At 60.7% G+C, this 15,342-nt stretch carries 11 protein-coding genes and 1 tRNA gene; 10 read left to right on the top strand and 2 right to left on the bottom strand.

Annotated elements, in window-relative coordinates; genetic code table 11:
* Positions 1 to 63 precede the first annotated feature (63 nt).
* Positions 64 to 1,971 (top strand): 1-deoxy-D-xylulose-5-phosphate synthase, encoded by a 1,908-nt coding sequence (gene dxs, locus KHO30_RS00805; protein WP_093634999.1) that lies wholly within the window; start codon positions 64 to 66, stop codon positions 1,969 to 1,971.
* Positions 1,972 to 2,301: 330 nt separating this feature from the next.
* Positions 2,302 to 3,108: a GTP cyclohydrolase FolE2 gene (folE2, locus tag KHO30_RS00800; protein WP_200570582.1), complete on the top strand. Its 807-nt coding sequence runs from the start codon at positions 2,302 to 2,304 to the stop codon at positions 3,106 to 3,108.
* A gap of 124 nt (positions 3,109 to 3,232) precedes the next feature.
* Here folE2 and tsaD read toward each other — a convergent pair whose 3' ends face one another.
* Positions 3,233 to 4,261 carry a tRNA (adenosine(37)-N6)-threonylcarbamoyltransferase complex transferase subunit TsaD gene (gene tsaD, locus KHO30_RS00795; RefSeq protein WP_211699759.1) on the bottom strand — a complete coding sequence of 343 codons (1,029 nt, stop codon included), beginning with the start codon at positions 4,259 to 4,261 and terminating at the stop codon, positions 3,233 to 3,235.
* Between the two features lie 133 nt (positions 4,262 to 4,394).
* Between tsaD and KHO30_RS00790 the strand changes: the two genes are divergently transcribed.
* The 7 genes from KHO30_RS00790 to KHO30_RS00760 all read left to right on the top strand — a co-directional run bounded on the left by KHO30_RS00790 (position 4,395) and on the right by KHO30_RS00760 (position 13,380).
* On the top strand, positions 4,395 to 5,612 hold the full coding sequence (locus tag KHO30_RS00790) for a BaiN/RdsA family NAD(P)/FAD-dependent oxidoreductase (protein WP_211699758.1): 1,218 nt from the start codon (positions 4,395 to 4,397) through the stop codon (positions 5,610 to 5,612).
* A 68-nt stretch (positions 5,613 to 5,680) separates the two neighbouring features.
* On the top strand, positions 5,681 to 5,893 hold the full coding sequence (rpsU, locus tag KHO30_RS00785; RefSeq protein ID WP_054034832.1) for a 30S ribosomal protein S21: 213 nt from the start codon (positions 5,681 to 5,683) through the stop codon (positions 5,891 to 5,893).
* 248 nt (positions 5,894 to 6,141) lie between these two features.
* Positions 6,142 to 6,588: a GatB/YqeY domain-containing protein gene (locus KHO30_RS00780; protein ID WP_054034833.1), complete on the top strand. Its 447-nt coding sequence runs from the start codon at positions 6,142 to 6,144 to the stop codon at positions 6,586 to 6,588.
* Between the two features lie 78 nt (positions 6,589 to 6,666).
* Complete coding sequence (gene dnaG / locus KHO30_RS00775) at positions 6,667 to 8,538, top strand: DNA primase (RefSeq protein ID WP_093635003.1); 1,872 nt, start codon at positions 6,667 to 6,669, stop codon at positions 8,536 to 8,538.
* Between the two features lie 93 nt (positions 8,539 to 8,631).
* Positions 8,632 to 11,022, top strand: a complete 2,391-nt coding sequence (gene rpoD, locus KHO30_RS00770) for an RNA polymerase sigma factor RpoD (RefSeq protein WP_093635004.1) — start codon at positions 8,632 to 8,634, stop codon at positions 11,020 to 11,022.
* 152 nt (positions 11,023 to 11,174) lie between these two features.
* Positions 11,175 to 11,262, top strand: a tRNA-Ile gene (locus KHO30_RS00765).
* 975 nt (positions 11,263 to 12,237) lie between these two features.
* Complete coding sequence (locus tag KHO30_RS00760) at positions 12,238 to 13,380, top strand: porin (RefSeq protein WP_093635005.1); 1,143 nt, start codon at positions 12,238 to 12,240, stop codon at positions 13,378 to 13,380.
* Positions 13,381 to 13,530: 150 nt separating this feature from the next.
* Here KHO30_RS00760 and KHO30_RS00755 read toward each other — a convergent pair whose 3' ends face one another.
* Complete coding sequence (locus KHO30_RS00755) at positions 13,531 to 14,613, bottom strand: porin (protein ID WP_211700932.1); 1,083 nt, start codon at positions 14,611 to 14,613, stop codon at positions 13,531 to 13,533.
* A 329-nt stretch (positions 14,614 to 14,942) separates the two neighbouring features.
* Here KHO30_RS00755 and KHO30_RS00750 point away from each other — a divergent pair, with 329 nt between their 5' ends.
* The gene (locus KHO30_RS00750) at positions 14,943 to 15,296 is read left to right on the top strand and encodes a transposase (protein WP_211699757.1); all 354 of its coding nucleotides are present in this window, start codon (positions 14,943 to 14,945) and stop codon (positions 15,294 to 15,296) included.
* Positions 15,297 to 15,342 lie beyond the last annotated feature (46 nt).

Below are 15,342 nucleotides of genomic sequence, written 5' to 3'. Positions count from 1 at the left end.
ACCTTTGCTACGGGGTGCATGTATGAAGTGCGGGCGCGTAAGTTTTCCTACAATGGAACGACGATGTACGACTTGCTGAAAACTATCGACGACCCGGCAGCCTTGCGCCGCCTCGATCGCCGCCAATTGCAACCGCTTGCCGACGAGTTGCGTGCCTTCGTGCTCGACAGCGTATCGCAGACGGGCGGCCATCTTTCGTCCAACCTCGGCACGGTCGAGTTGACCATTGCTCTGCATTACGTGTTCGACACGCCGCGCGATCGGATCGTGTGGGATGTCGGCCATCAAACCTACCCGCACAAGATCCTGACGGGCCGCCGCGACAAGATGCACACGCTGCGTCAGCTTGGTGGCATCTCGGGCTTCCCGAAGCGCGACGAGTCGGAATACGACACTTTCGGCACTGCGCACTCCAGCACGTCGATCTCGGCCGCGCTCGGCATGGCCGTTGCCAGCAAGCTGCAGGGCGAGAACCGGATGGGCATCGCCGTGATCGGCGACGGCGCGATGACGGCCGGCATGGCCTTCGAAGCGATGAACAACGCCGGCGTCGAAGACGACGTGCCGCTGCTGGTCATTCTGAACGATAACGATATGTCGATTTCGCCGCCGGTCGGCGCGCTGAATCGCCATCTGGCGCGCCTGATGTCGGGCCGCTTCTACGCCGCCGCGCGTGCGGGCGTCGAACGTGTGCTGCGTGTCGCGCCGCCTATGCTCGACCTGGCCCGCAAGCTCGAAGAGCACGCGAAGGGCATGATCGTGCCGGCCACGCTGTTCGAAGAGTTCGGTTTCAACTACATCGGCCCGATCGACGGTCACGACCTCGATTCGCTGATCCCGACGCTGCAGAACATCAAGGAACTGCGCGGTCCGCAATTCCTGCACGTGGTCACGAAGAAGGGCCAGGGCTACAAGCTGGCTGAGGCCGATCCGGTGCTGTATCACGGCCCGGGCAAGTTCAATCCGGCTGAGGGCATCAAGCCCGCCACCACGCCGTCGAAAAAGACGTACACGCAGGTGTTTGGCGAATGGCTGTGCGACGCGGCCGAGCTGGACGCGCGCGTGGTCGGCATTACGCCGGCAATGCGTGAAGGCTCGGGCATGGTCGAGTTCGAGAAGCGCTTCCCGGATCGTTACTTCGACGTCGGCATCGCCGAGCAGCACGCAGTGACGTTCGCCGGCGGCCTGGCTGCCGACGGCATGAAGCCGGTGGTCGCGATTTACTCGACCTTCCTGCAACGTGCTTATGACCAGCTGATCCACGACGTCGCGCTGCAGAACCTGCCGGTGGTGTTCGCCATCGACCGTGCGGGTCTGGTCGGCGCGGACGGGGCCACGCACGCGGGTGCTTACGATCTGGCGTTCATGCGCTGCATCCCGAACATGACGGTGATGGCTGCGTCGGACGAAAACGAATGTCGCCAGATGCTCTACACGGCATTGCAGCAGCCGAACCCGACGGCAGTGCGCTATCCGCGCGGCGCCGGCACGGGCGTGGCAACGGTCAAGCAAATGACGGCGCTGCCGCTCGGCAAGGGCGAGATCCGTCGCGAAACGTCGCAACCGGCCGGCAAGCGGATTGCGATTCTGGCATTCGGCACGATGGTTGCGCCATCGCTGGCGGCCGCTGAGCAACTGGACGCCACGGTGGCGAACATGCGCTTCGTAAAGCCGCTGGACGCCGAACTGGTCCGCCAGCTGGCCGAAACGCACGACGCGATCGTTACGGTCGAAGAAGGCTGCGTGATGGGCGGCGCGGGATCGGCGTGTGTCGAAGCCCTGCTTGAGAGTGGGGTTATCCGGCCCGTACTACAATTGGGCCTTCCGGATCGCTTCATCGATCATGGGGATCCGGCCAAGTTGCTCGCCGCCTGCGGTCTGGACGCAGCGGGCATCGCCAAGTCGATTCGCGAACGCTTTCTTTCCAGCGGCGCGGTCGCTGGCCAATCCTCGGTGAAGCGCGTCGCTTGATTGCGGCACTTAGTTGCTTCACTTAGCTGCGTGGAATGGCTGAGTCGTTCAGCTGCACTGCCGTGCGCTACGCCGCGGCTATAGCGGCCATAGCAATCTCCAACTTGAGTCGATGGACCTTCGGGTCCATCATCCAACGCCGGCAGGGGCCGGCGTTTGCCATTGCGCGACTTGATGCGCACGGCCGCTGAGTGCCCTCAAACGTGTCGCTTTGCGACACCCGCCAATGGGGCGATCCTCCAATCCTTGAAGGGGCTTCCTTCGGAGCGGGGGACTTCCCGCGGAGCGGAAAACATGGGACGGCCCGGCGTTTCCTGAAAGGACAAGAATATGAACCAGATGAATCCCGCCTTTGTGATGCCCGACGTGCAGAGCACGCCCGATACGCGTCAGATTCCGATTCAACGAGTCGGCGTCAAGGCAGTGCGCCATCCGTTGACGGTGCGCACGCAAGGCGGCGAAGTGCAGCCTTCCGTGGGCACGTGGAATCTCGACGTGCATCTGCCCGCCGATCAGAAGGGCACGCACATGTCGCGCTTCGTTGCGCTGCTCGAAGAGAACAAGGCGCCGCTCGAGGCGGCCACGTTCCGCACCATGCTCGCCGCGATGCTGGAAAAACTCGAGGCCGAGGCGGGCCGGATCGAAGTGTCGTTCCCGTACTTCGTGAATAAGACCGCGCCGGTGTCGGGCGTGCAAAGTCTGCTCGACTACGAAGTGACGTTGACGGGCGAGACCCGCAACGGCGCGACGCGTCTGTTCCTGAAGGTGCTGGTGCCGGTCACGAGCCTGTGCCCATGCTCGAAGAAGATTTCGCAGTACGGCGCGCACAATCAGCGCTCGCATGTCACGATCAACGCGGAGCTGGCGGGCGACGTGGCGGTGGAAGAGCTGGTTCGTATCGCGGAAGAAGAGGCTTCGTGTGAACTGTGGGGCTTGCTCAAGCGTCCGGACGAGAAGTTCGTCACCGAACGTGCCTATGAAAATCCTAAGTTCGTCGAAGACCTGGTGCGTGACGTTGCGCAACGTCTGAATGCGGACGAGCGCATCGTCGCGTATGTGCTCGAAGCTGAGAACTTCGAATCGATTCACAATCACAGCGCGTATGCCGTGATCGAGCGGGATAAGCGGGTGGCGTGATCACACTCTGCCTTCTCGCTTGCCGCAAATAGAAAAAGCCGCTTTCGAAGCGGCTTTTTCTATGGCGTTGCCATTGTCATCGTGTGGCCCGGTATGCGAAGGGCGTTGCGGCCTCGTTGCGGGTTCAGCGTGCGAGGGAAGTCAAATCCCAGCGCGGCTTCACGGTGAATGCGTAGTCTTTGCCCGATTGATCGGGCCAGCGTTGCAATCGCAATGCGCCGGCCAACGCGATCATCGCGCCGTTGTCCGTACACAGCGATAAATCCGGGTAGTGCACAAAGAAATTGCGCTTCTTCGCCGCGGCGGAAAGGGCTTCGCGCAGTTGCCGGTTCGCGCCGACACCGCCTGCCACCACCAGCCGATTAAGCTTGGTCCGTTTGAGCGCGGCCAGCGATTTCGCCGCCAGCACTTCCACGGCTGCGTCGACGAAACCGCGCGCCAGATCCGCTTTTGCCTGCTCGCAAATATTCGCGCCGCCGAGCTTCTTCGCGTGCGTGAGAACAGCGGTCTTCAGCCCGCTGAAGCTGAAATCGAGGTCGCCGGAATGCAGCATGGGACGCGGCAGGACCACTGCGCCGGGCGTGCCGAATTCCGCCATTCGCGACACTTCCGGGCCGCCCGGATAACCGAGGCCCAGCAGCTTGGCGGTTTTGTCGAAAGCTTCGCCGGCCGCGTCGTCCAGCGTTTCGCCGAGCGTCTCGTAGACGCCCACATCCGTGACGCGCATCAACTGCGTATGACCGCCCGACACCAGCAGTGCGACGAACGGAAAAGGCGGCGGCTCGTCCACCAGCAACGGCGACAGCAAATGCCCTTCGAGGTGGTGAATGCCGATGGTCGGCTTGTCCCACGCCATGGCCAGCGAATTCGCCACGCTCGCGCCGACCAGCAGCGCGCCCGCGAGGCCGGGGCCTTGCGTATAGGCGATCGCGTCGATGTCGCCGCGCGCCGTGCCTGCGCGTTCCATCACCTCTTCGAGCAGCGGCAGTGCACGCCGGATATGGTCGCGCGACGCCAATTCCGGCACCACGCCACCGTACTCCCGGTGCATCGCAATTTGCGAATGCAGCGCGTGCGCGAGCAGGCCGCGCTCTGTGTCGTAGAGCGCGAGACCGGTTTCGTCGCAGGAGCTTTCGATGCCGAGAACGAGCATGATGGGTGGGTCGCGGGTGGGTTGGAGCGGGCACGGGAGCGAAGCCGCTCCGGCGTCCAAAAGTGAAAAGGCAAGCCTGAAAGTATAGCAGCGCGCGCAGGCGGCCGCAGGCGCGCAGGTACAATGCGGCCCCATGGAATCCTTCGATATCGCAGTGATCGGCGCGGGTGCGGCCGGCATGATGTGCGCGGCCGTGGCCGGGCAACTCGGCCGTCGCGTGGTGCTGATCGACCACTCGCAGCGACTCGCGGAGAAAATCCGCATTTCCGGCGGCGGCCGGTGTAATTTCACGAATCTGTATGCCGGGCCGGCCAACTATCTGTCGGCCAATCCTCATTTTTGCCGCTCGGCGCTGGCGCGCTATACGCCGCGTGACTTCATGGCGCTGCTTAAGCGCCATCACGTGACGTGGCACGAGAAGCACAAGGGGCAGCTGTTCTGCGACCAGTCGAGCGACGCGGTCATCAATGTGCTGAAGAACGAGTGCGGCGCGGGCCGCGTCGCGTGGCGCACGCCGCTCACGGTCGAACAGGTGCGGCATGACGCCGAAGGACGGTTCACGCTGGACACCCACTCGGGTCCGATCACGGCCCGCGCGCTCGTAGTGGCGACCGGCGGCCTGTCGATCCCCAAGATCGGCGCGACTGATTTCGCCTACCGTCTCGCCAAGCAATTCGGCCACAAGCTGATCGACACGCGCCCTGCGCTGGTTCCGCTGACCTTTGCTCCGGCCGACTGGGAGCCGTTCTCGGCGCTCTCCGGCGTGTCGCTCGAGGTCCAACTGGCGACCGGCAACAAGAAGACCGGTGCCGAATTCAACGAGGATCTGCTGCTCACGCACCGCGGCCTGTCGGGCCCGGGGGTTCTGCAGATTTCGAGCTACTGGCAGCCCGGCGAGCCGATTCACATCAATTTGCTGCCCGAGCAGGACGCCACCACCGCATTGCTGGAAGCCAAAACCGGCACGAAGCGCCAGATCGCCAATCTGCTCTCGGAATGGGTGCCGCAACGGCTCGCCCACGTCTGGCTGGAAACCCACCAGATTCCCGCCGAAGCGCGCGTGGCCGATCTGCCGGACAAGACGCTGCGCCGCATCGGTGAGGCCTTGTCGCGCTGGACGCTCACCCCGAACGGCACCGAAGGCTACCGCAAGGCTGAAGTCACGCGCGGTGGCATCGATACGCGTGACCTGTCGTCGGCGACGATGATGAGCGCCCGCACGCCGGGTTTGTACTTCATCGGCGAGGCGGTCGACGTGACTGGCTGGCTCGGCGGCTACAATTTCCAGTGGGCGTGGGCCTCCGGCGTGGCGGCCGGCCAGGCGTCCGCAGAGTACGTTTTAGGGGCTTGACGGCGCGATGGCTTTGTGAGAAAGCTCTGCTATACTCCTGAACCTTTACAAAGTTCCGTTATTGAAAAATGACGACCATCCACGTAAAAGACAACGAGCCGTTTGAAGTTGCCATGCGCCGCTTCAAGCGCACGATGGAGAAAAACGGGCTGCTAACGGAACTTCGCGCCCGGGAGTTTTACGAAAAGCCTACGGCTGAGCGCAAGCGCAAGAAGGCGGCTGCGGTTAAGCGTCATTTCAAGCGTCTGCGTGGCCAGATGCTGCCAAAGAAGTTCTACTGATTCTGGCGTTGCCGCGGTTCCCGTTGAACGGAGCGGCGACATCCAACGGTGACGGCACAGCAGGTGCCATCGCGGAAAACACGGCCCTTCGGGCCAGCCGGCAGGGTCGCATCCACTACGCAAAATTGCGCCAACCCGCTTGAGGAAGCAGTCCCAAGCGGGCGTTTGTGTTGGATGCAGCGTACTGGTACGGCGCATGGGTGCCGTAAGCGGCCGGTTTTTAAATTTTCAACGCATTCAGGTGAGTGATGAGCCTCAAGGACCAGATCAACGACGACATGAAAGCGGCCATGCGGGCGCGTGAGACCGAGCGTCTCGGCACGATCCGGCTGCTGCTCGCGGCGGTCAAGCAACGCGAAGTCGACGAACGCGTCGTCCTTGACGACGCGGCGATCACCGCCGTCATCGACAAGATGATCAAGCAGCGCAAAGACTCGATCAGCCAATTCGAAGCCGCTGGCCGCACGGATCTGGCCGATAAGGAAAAGGCCGAACTGGCCATCCTGTCCGCCTATATGCCGGCGCAGATGTCCGAAGCGGAGATCGTTGCAGAAGTTCAGGCCGCGGTTGCGCAAACCGGCGCTGCCGGCCCGCAGGACATGGGCAAGGTGATGGGCGTGCTCAAGCCGAAGTTGGCCGGCCGCGCCGACATGACCGCTGTCTCGGCGCAAGTCAAAGCCGCGCTCGCGAAGTAATCCCTGTATTTCCGGTCTGGGCGCGCCGTTGTTCGACGGCGTGCACAGCCTTGAGCTTTTTAGGTAGCGTCATTCACTGTGATTCCACCGTCATTCCTGCAGGACCTGCTCAACCGCGTCGATATCGTCGACGTGGTCGGCCGGTATGTGCAGTTGAAAAAGGGCGGCGCGAACTTCATGGGGCTGTGCCCGTTTCACAACGAGAAGAGCCCTTCGTTTACGGTTAGTCCGACTAAGCAGTTCTATCACTGCTTCGGTTGCGGCGCGCACGGTACGGCAATCGGCTTCCTGATGGAGCATGTCGGCTCCACGTTTCCAGAGGCGGTCAACGAGCTTGCGCAATCGGTCGGGTTGACCGTGCCGAACGAGCCTTCGCCGGGCTATGGCGGCGGTGGAGGCTCCGGCGGGTATTCGCCGGGTGCGTCCAAGGCGGTGACCACGGCGCTGTCCGATGTCATGCAGACTGCCTGCGATTTCTACCGCAAGCAGCTGCGCGGCGCGCCAGTCGCGATCCAGTATCTGAAGAAACGCGGCCTAACCGGCGAGATCGCCGCCCGTTTCGGCCTCGGCTATGCACCGGACGGCTGGCAGAACCTCGAACCCGCATTCCCCAACTATCGGGATGATTCGCTGGTCGAATCGGGTCTTGTGATCGTCAGCGAAAAGTCGGACGCGCAAGGCCAGAACCGCCGCTACGACCGCTTTCGCGAGCGGATCATGTTCCCGATACGCAATGTGAAAGGGCAGGTGATCGGCTTCGGCGGACGCGTGCTGGACGGCGGCGAACCCAAGTATTTGAATTCGCCGGAAACGCCTCTATTTAACAAAGGCAGCGAGCTGTACGGGCTGTTTGAGGCCCGTTTGGCGATTCGCGAACAGCATTACGTGCTGGTGGTCGAAGGCTACATGGACGTGGTCGCGCTGGCCCAATTGGGGTTCCAGAACGCGGTCGCCACGCTTGGCACGGCCTGCACGCCGATTCATGTGCAGAAACTGATGCGCCAGACCGATACGGTCATCTTCAGCTTCGACGGCGATTCGGCGGGGCGCCGCGCCGCGCGCCGGGCGCTGGATGCCTGCCTGCCGCACGCGGCGGACAACCGGACCATCCGGTTCCTGTTTTTGCCGTCCGAGCACGATCCGGACAGCTACGTGCGTGAATTCGGCACGGAAGCGTTCGCCGAGCAGGTCGAGCGCGCCATGCCGCTGTCGCAGTTCATGCTAAATGAGGTGCTGACCGGCAAGGAGCTGGACCAGCCGGAAGGCCGCGCCCGCGCGCTGTTCGACGCGAAGCCGCTGCTGCAGCAGCTGCCGGCCAATGCGTTGCGCGCGCAGATCATGCATATGTTTGCCGACCGGCTCGACGTGCCGTTCGAGGAAGTCGCCGCTTTATGCGAAGTCGACGCCCGGATCGCGGCGGCCGCCCGATCGGCGCCAGCCCGCAAGGACCGGCGCAGTGTGACCGGGATCGAAGAAAAAACGCTGCGCAATCTGGTGATGTATCCGCGCACGGTGGCAGTGCTCGACGAGGAAGCCGAACAGGCGCTTCTGAGCGTCACGCGGCACGGCGAACTGTTCGAAGAAGTGACGACGCATGCGCGTGCGCTGGGCGATTCGGCGGAGTTTCAGTTGCTGTCCGACCTATTGCGAAACGGCGCAAATGCCCCAACTTTCGAGGAAATCTTTCGCAAAATTCTAGACTATGATGAAAACGTCCGGGATTTGCTGCTGAAGGACCCGGAGGATGCGACCGTCATCGAGGAACGGCGCGAGCAGGAACGGATCGTCGGAGAGGAACTGAAAGCGGCGATTCTGAAGATGCGATACGACGCTTACTGCGATCGCCTCGAGCAGCTTTCGCGGCAATCCCGGCACACGCCGGAGGAGTTTGCGGAGCTGACGGGCCTGAATCAGAAGCGGGCTGAGATGAAGCGGCAGCTCGGGCTGTAAGCGGGATGGCAGAAAGCTGAGTGCTATAATAAAAGGTTTCTAGCGGTTTGTTTTTTCAATGGTTTTCCTAGCAAAGGCGAAAAGGCGATTGCGATGGCAAAGACACCAGGCGGAAAAAAAGCAACGGGCACAGGTTCGAATGAGCCGACCAGAAAGGTCACCGAGGCCAAGTTAGCTTCTTCCCCCAGAAAAACGTCTGCCGCAAGCGTCACACCTGCTGCCGGGAAGAAACCCTCGACCACTTCCGCTGCGCGAGCGGAGCCGGTCAGGGCGGCGAAAGCTGTACCACCACCGGCCGCAAAACGGCCGGGTGTCAGAAGCGCAAGGGAAGCGCCTGCCGCGCAGGACGATGCGGTAGAGCGTGAGACTCCAGTATCCACGGTTCAACCGGCTGTTGTCCAACAGCCGCGAGTCGAGACTACAGCCGGTACGACGAACTCCATGACGAAAAAGCTTAACGAAACACCCGTCGACGACGACGCAACCCAAAGCGAAGAAACCCCTGCGGCCGTTCCCGGCAAGGTGGAAAAGGTCAAGGCTCGCGATCGTCGTGCAAAGGAAAAAGCGCTGCTGAAGGACGCGTTCGCGTCGTCGCAGCCTGGCACCGTCGAGGAACTCGAAGAGCGCCGCGCCAAACTGCGCGCGTTGATCAAGCTCGGCAAGGAGCGCGGCTTCCTCACGTACGCGGAAATCAACGACCACCTCCCGGACAACTTCACCGAGACCGAGGCGATCGAAGGCATCATCAGCACGTTCAACGACATGGGCGTGGCTGTGTACGAGCAGGCGCCGGATGCTGAAACGCTGCTGTTGAACGACAACGCACCCGCTGCTTCGTCAGACGACGAAGTGGAAGAGGAAGCGGAAGTCGCGCTCTCCACCGTCGACTCCGAATTCGGCCGCACCACCGACCCGGTCCGCATGTACATGCGTGAAATGGGTACGGTCGAACTGCTGACGCGCGAAGGCGAAATCGAAATCGCGAAGCGGATCGAAGACGGCCTCAAGCACATGGTGATGGCGATCTCCGCGTGCCCGACCACGATCGCCGACATTCTGGCAATGGCCGAGCGCGTCGCGAACGAGGAAATCCGTATCGACGAACTGGTCGACGGCCTGATCGACGCCAACGCGGAAGATGCAGACGGCTTCTCGGCGCAGGAAGCAGAAGCGATCGAAAGCGAAGACGAGGAAGTCGAGGAAGAGGAATCGGACGACGAGGAAGAAGACGACGGCGCGGCGCAAGCCACGGCCAACGCTGCGCAGATGGAAGCGCTCAAGCGTGCGTCCCTCGAGAAGTTCGCCATGATCAGCGAATGGTTCGACAAGATGCGTCGTGCGTTCGAGAAGGAAGGCTACAAGTCCAAGTCGTATCTGAAGGCGCAGGAAACGATCCAGAACGAGCTGATGACGATCCGCTTTACCGCGCGTACCGTCGAGCGTCTGTGCGACACGTTGCGTGCGCAAGTGGACGAAGTGCGTCAGGTCGAGCGTCAGATTCTGCATACGGTGGTCGACAAGTGCGGCATGCCGCGTGCGGAATTCATCGCGCGTTTCCCGGGCAGCGAAACGGATCTGGAATGGGCCGACAAGATCGTCGGTGAAGGTCACGCGTATAGCGCGATCCTCACGCGTAACATTCCGGCCATTCGCGAACAGCAGCAGCGTTTGCTGGACTTGCAGGCGCGCGTTGTGCTGCCGCTGAAGGACCTGAAGGAAACCAACCGCCAGATGGCGGCCGGCGAACTGAAAGCGCGTCAGGCAAAGCGTGAAATGACCGAGGCGAACTTGCGTCTCGTGATCTCGATCGCGAAGAAGTACACGAACCGTGGCCTGCAGTTCCTGGACTTGATCCAGGAAGGCAACATCGGCTTGATGAAGGCGGTGGACAAGTTCGAATATCGTCGCGGCTACAAGTTCTCCACGTATGCAACGTGGTGGATCCGTCAGGCCATTACGCGTTCGATCGCTGACCAGGCGCGTACGATCCGGATTCCGGTTCACATGATCGAAACGATCAACAAGATGAACCGCATCTCGCGTCAGATCTTGCAGGAAACCGGTCTCGAGCCGGATCCGGCAACGCTGGCCGAGAAGATGGAAATGCCGGAAGACAAAATCCGCAAGATCATGAAGATCGCGAAGGAGCCGATCTCGATGGAAACGCCGATCGGTGACGACGACGATTCGCATCTGGGCGACTTTATCGAAGATACGAACACGGTCGCGCCGGCCGACGCTGCACTGCATGCCAGCATGCGCGATGTCGTGAAGGACGTGCTCGACTCGCTGACGCCGCGCGAAGCGAAGGTGCTGCGCATGCGTTTCGGTATCGAGATGAGCACCGATCACACGCTCGAAGAAGTCGGCAAGCAGTTCGACGTGACGCGTGAACGGATCCGTCAGATCGAGGCAAAGGCGCTGCGCAAACTGCGTCACCCGAGCCGTTCGGACAAGCTGAAGTCGTTCCTCGAAGGGAATTGATCGAAGCAGACGTTCGTTGGAAATGATGTAGCTGTTTGAAGGGGTCTTCGGGCTGTTTCGCTTAGGCGAAGCGGTTGCGAAGGCCCCTTTTTCGTGTAGTATGTCGGCCAATCAACGAATTGGCCCGGCCTTCATGACCGGGTCTTTTTCTTGGGCCGGACGCCGTGCTGGTTGCAGGCAGCGGACTCATAATCCGCCTCCGAAAGGACACCGTCGGTTCGACTCCGACCCGGCCCACCATAGATGTAAAGAAGGGTTCCGAGTTTTCGGAACCCTTTTTGTTTTGTGGTGAGAATCCAATATCAGATGCGGCAATATGCCGCTTATTAATCTCCGCATGTTCCCGCGCAATATCACGCTTCTCTTCGTCGAGATGAGATCGGCGAACCTGGCGCAAGCGTGCTCCGACTCTTAACGCCTAATGATCCACGGCAGACCATATGGAGGACCGGCAACCGGCGCCAAGGAAGTAAGGGAAACTCCGTGTAAAAAAAGTGCACGGCTGTGCCGTTAAGTGAATACGGAAGGCTGTTCGATGTATGCCGTCCGCTTTCAGCACGGGTTCTTGTCACGCGGCGGCCGGCGCCGCAGTTCACCTCCGGGCAACGCCCGTGCTGAAGGCTTCCACCTCGTCTGACTCCGCCTGACTTCACTTCACCAAGCCGTTCGGCAATTCACGGTCCGCGTTAATCACAGCTAATGCAGATATCCGTTTCTCGGAATATTCGACGCTTAAATCGACGACTGCATTAATTAAATTAAGTTCCCGCTTTTCCGAAATAAATTTACTTCGTGTCGAATTAGGCCTATCGCAATTGCCTGATTGTCGAGCAATCAGATGTCTCTCACTTTTCAAACGTTCCGACCCGATTACGTCACGCATATTAAATGCTGTTGCATTCACACAACTTTAATATTGAGATGTTGCGGATAACTTTTGTCCAGAGCAGGCGTACATTCATCCACATTTTGCGATAAGCGTATGAAAGATAAAGACTTAATGCCTATCTTGATTTGATTGTTGCGGATTCTGAAAAATCCTGTTGCGTAAATTGCGGGCGTTGCTACTAGGGTCTCCACCTACACTCACGCTTCGTTTCAAGGGTGCCCAGCTGATCCGAAACGGTTCGGCGAACAGGGCGGCAGCGAATGATGCATGCGCTGCTGAGGCAGGTCCCGCTCCCCGCGTAAATTTATCGAACTGGAGTCCCACGCATGAAAAAGAGTCTCATCGTTGTTGCGGTTGCCGCATCGTTCGCATCCGTCGCTCACGCACAAAGCAGCGTGACCCTGTATGGTCTGCTGGACGCAGGCTTGACGTACACCAGCAACGTCAACCACAACGCAAAGTGGGCAGCAGGTAGCGGCGGCATCAACCAAAGCATGTTCGGTCTGCGCGGTTCGGAAGACCTGGGCGGCGGTCTGAAGGCAATCTTCACGTTGGAAAGCGGCTTCAACATCAACAACGGCAAGTTCGCTAACAACAACGGCATGTTCAACCGTCAAGCGTTTGTCGGTCTGTCGAGCGCGCAATTCGGTACGGTCACGCTGGGTCGTCAATACGACGCAGCACAAGACTACCTGGCACCGCTGACCGCAACGGGCAGCTGGGGCGGTACGTACTTCGCTCACCCGTTCAACAACGACAACCTGAGCACGAACGGCGGCTACGCAGTCAACAACTCGATCAAGTACTCGAGCGCTAACTACGCAGGCTTCACGTTCGGCGGCACGTACGGCTTCTCGAACCAGGCTGGCGCATTCGCAAACAACCGCGAATACAGCGTTGGTGCTGCATACCAGTGGCAAGGCCTGCACCTGGGCGCTGCTTACGCACAACAGAACAACCCGGCTGCAAACGCAACCGGCGCTTCGGACGGCGTGCTGGCTAACACCGCAGGCACCATCACGGGCAACTTCCGCCAACGTGAGTTCGGCGCAGCTGCTTCGTACTCGTTCGGCCCGGCTACCGTCGGTGCTGCATTCACGCAGTCGCGTATCGACAACCTGGTTGGCGCAGCAGTTGGCCAACGTCAAGGTCGTTCGAACAACTACGAAGTCAACGGCAAGTACAACCTGACGCCGGCAATGGCTCTGGGCGTTGCTTACACGTTCACCGACGCACGTGGCTACGGCGCCAATGCTGACGGCAACGACATGAAGACCCGTTACCACCAGATCGGCCTGCAAGCTGACTACTCGCTGTCGCGTCGTACGGACGTCTACGCTCAAGCCGTGTACCAGCACGCAATGGGCGACGGCGGTGTAGCTTCGATCTACAGCGGCGACAACACGCAACTGCCGTCGTCGTCGAAGAACCAGACGGCTGCTACGGTCGGTCTGCGTCACCGCTTCTAAGCTTCAGCAGCAGAAGAAGCTTGTTGTTGCAGAAAAGGTGCCGTTCGCGGCACCTTTTTTTATGGGTGCGCCACTTTGGTGGTCGGCACCCGGCGTGAATGCCGGATGCCGTGGTGCGCTTGGTGGGATCTTGCAAGTACCGTACGTGACTTAGAAAATCGTACGCAGACCGAGTGCAACGCCGGTCTGATTGTTTTTGCCCGGCAATTCGACCGAGGCTGCTCCCGACACCTTGTCGAAATCGACCGTACCGTACACCTCGGTGCGCTTCGACAACGCATACTCGGCCAGCGCCACGAACGTATAGCGATTGCCGCTGCCCAGTTGACCGTTGCCGATCGCAGCATTGGACATGTGGTCGTAATACGCAGCGCCAGTCAGCATGAGAGTGCGTGTGGCCTGCCACGTCACGCCGGCAAATGGGCCGCTGTCGACGCGCCCCGAACCCTTCAGGATATCGACGCCCGGCACGAGCGTTTGCTGCGCCAGAGCGCTATCCACGAAGCCTGTGTCGTCCTTCGAATGCAGATAGCCCACGTACACCTTCGCCGAGTTGAATGCATAGACCGCGTTCGCGTTGAAGATGGTCTGCTTGTGATTGCTGTTGTCGCTGTTCTGTTGCACGCCCGCCGCGACGCTGAGCGGCCCAGCCACGTACGACAGCGTGAGACCGTACATATTGCCCGCGCCGAGATGACCCGGCACTTGTCCCGAGAACCCGCCGACGCCCGTCGATTCCGAGTTGGTGCCGAACGAGTACATCGCAGCCACGGTCAGGCCTTTGTACGTGCCGGTGTATTTAACGGCGTTGTCCGCGTAAAGTCCGGCGCCGAGCGCGCCCGGCAGCCATGAATTCTCCGCGTAGTTGCCGACCGTGAGCGGATCGTAGGTGTCGCCCAGCAGATCGAACAACGGCGTCTTCTGACGGCCGAACGTTACCGTGCCGTACTGGCTGCTCAGGCCGACATAGGCGTTGCGATTGAAGAGCCGCTGGCTGTCCGAGGCCGAGCCGTCCTGCAGGTTGATACCGCTTTCCAGATCGAAGATCGCCTTCAGACCGCCGCCCAGATCCTCCGAACCACGCAGGCCCCAGCGGCTGTTGGTGATCGCGCCGTTGGTCATGTAGAGGCGCCCGTCGTTCTTCGCATTGGAGTTCGTCAGATAGCGCACGCTTACGTCGGCGACGCCATACAGCGTGATCGAACTCTGCGCAGAGGCCTGCTCGGACGTCATGACGAGGGCTGCACCGCTCACGAGTGCGGCGGTCTTGAGGAGTCTTACTTGTCTCACTGGAATTCCTGTGTCTGGTTATGGATTTTTCATTCACGGCCGCGACGCGCAGGCTCGCTACGCGCCGGGCGCGCCGATGATAGACCACCACCTCCACCGCGCCATTAATCCATTGGCGCAATAACGTATTGCGATTTCTAACAATTATGCACACGACTCTGACAATAGTTGACTTTCGCGGCAGCGCGCTTGCGGTAGTCTGAAACGATTGAGTTATAGACATTTTTCGCGGCGACGCTAGCACGTGTGCTGCAGGTGCGCGTTCTTACTGCATGGATACTCCCGCTTCAAACCCTCTGGCTCGTTCGCCGGCCATTCAGGATCTCACCGACGAGCAATGGCATCTCATCGTGCCGCTCCTGCCTGAAATGAAGGACCACGGACCTCGGCGTGGCCGTCCCAGCATCGACATCCGTTGCGTGGTGAACAGTGTGCTGTGGGTGCTGCACACTGGCAAGCCGTGGCACGCCATGCCCGACCGCTATGCGCCTTATCAGACCGCGCATCGCTACTATTTGCGCTGGAAGAATTCAGGGGTGCTGGCCAATATCGCCTTTGCGTTGTTCGATACCGATGCCATGCCGACACGGCCTGTCACTCGCAAGGGCTACCCGCGCACTGCGTAGCAGGATCAGGACCGTTTCGGTATAACAAGCAGAAAGGCCGTCATCC

Source organism: Paraburkholderia aspalathi, from assembly GCF_905220735.1.
Classification (GTDB): Bacteria; Pseudomonadota; Gammaproteobacteria; order Burkholderiales; family Burkholderiaceae; genus Paraburkholderia; species Paraburkholderia aspalathi.
Note: the sequence above shows the minus strand (reverse complement) of the source record. Positions and strands in the feature narration are given on the sequence as shown.